Source organism: Arthrobacter sp. GCM10027362 (assembly GCF_042679445.1).
GTDB lineage: Bacteria > Actinomycetota > Actinomycetes > Actinomycetales > Micrococcaceae > Crystallibacter.
The window spans coordinates 1-1559 of sequence record NZ_JBHTML010000354.1 but is presented as its reverse complement, the minus strand read 5'-3'; the positions used below and the strand labels follow the sequence as shown (position 1 = coordinate 1559).

Here is a 1559-nt window from a genome sequence, read left to right as displayed (position 1 = left end):
GCCTTCAGGGCCGCCTGCACGGCGGCGGGGACCTCGGCGTCGGTCTCGACCCTGATGCCGAAGCCGCCGAAGGCCCGGGCCATGAGGGCGAAGTCGGGGTTTTGCAGCTGGGTGCCCGAGACCCGGGCCGGGTAGTGGCGTTCCTGGTGGGTGCGGATGGTGCCGTATTCGCCGTTGTCCATCACGACCACCAGCGGGGTGGCCCCGTACTGGGCGGCGGTGGCCAGTTCCTGCCCGTTCATCAGAAACTCCCCGTCCCCGGCGATGGTGACCACCGTCCGGCCCGGGTGCGCCAGGGAGGCGGCCACGGCGGCGGGCACGGAGTAGCCCATGGAGCCGTTGCGGGCGCTGAGCATGGAGGCGTAGGTGCGGGCGGGGAAGTAGCGGTGGGCCCAGTTGGTGTGCTCGCCCGCGCCCAGGGTGACCATCGCGTCCTCGGGCAGGGCCGGGACGAGGTTGGCCATCAGGGTGTCCATCCGGGCCGGGCCGGGGGAGGGTTCGGCCGGGGGCAGGGCGGCGAACTTCTCCTGCTCGGTGCGCATCCGCTCGGTGAAGGCGGCCCAGGAGTCCTTCACCGGCAGCTCCATCATCACCAGGTCCCGGACGAACACGTCCGGCTTGGCCACGATCTGGTGGGAGACCGGCCCGGACCGCCCGCGCAGGGACGGATCCATGGTGACCAAAAAGTTCTTCTTGGACCAGTCCTGGCGGGCCACGAACCCGTCGGTGATCACGTCCCCGGGCACGGTGCCCACGAACACCAGCAGGTCGGTCTCCTCGAGCAGGTCGTAGGTCGGCTTGGGCCGGCCGTAGCCGATCGGGCCCACGTAGGAGGGCGAGTCGAAGTCGATGGTGCCCTCGCAGCGCCATTCGGCCGCCGCGGCGATCCGGTGGTCCTCCAGCCACCGGGTGAGCGCCTGCGCGCCTTCGGCGCTCCAGTCGTTGCCCCCGACCACGAACAGCGGCTTCTCGGCCCCGGCCAGGGCCGACTTCAGCGCCTTCCAGTCCGCCACCGTCATGCCGCCGGCGGCCACCGGGATCACCGGGTGCAGCCCCGGGTCGATCTGCTCGCGGATAATGTCCTCGGGCAGCCCCACCACCACCGGGCCGGGCCGGCCGCTCATGGCCGCGAAGAACGCCTCGGCCACGATCTCGGAGGCCCGCTCGGGGTGGTCCAGGACCATCACGCGCTTGGCCCCGGTGTCGAACCAGGCCTTGATGTCGAATTCCTGGAAGGCCTCCCGGTCCCGGTGCGCGAACGGGATCAGCCCCACGAAGAGCACCAGCGGGGTCGAGTCCTGCCAGGCGGTGTGCAGGCCCACGTGCGCGTTCGCCGCCCCCGGGCCCCGGGTGACCATCGCCACGCCCGGGCGCTGGTGCATCTTCCCGTCCGCCTCGGCCATGTACGCGGCCCCGCCCTCGTGCCGGCACACGATCGTCTCGATCCCCGAGCCGTGCAGCCCGTCCAGCACATCCAAAAAGCTCTCACCCGGCACCACATAGGTCCGCTGCACCCCGTGCGCGGCCAGCGAGTCCACAATCACATGCCCGGCCGACTT

1 protein-coding gene is annotated in these 1559 nt (G+C 71.5%); it reads right to left on the bottom strand.

Translation table 11 applies throughout. From position 1 onward, the window contains the following. On the bottom strand, positions 1 to 1559 hold a 1559-nt coding region (locus ACFQ36_RS22605), incomplete at both ends, for a thiamine pyrophosphate-dependent enzyme (protein WP_377017800.1).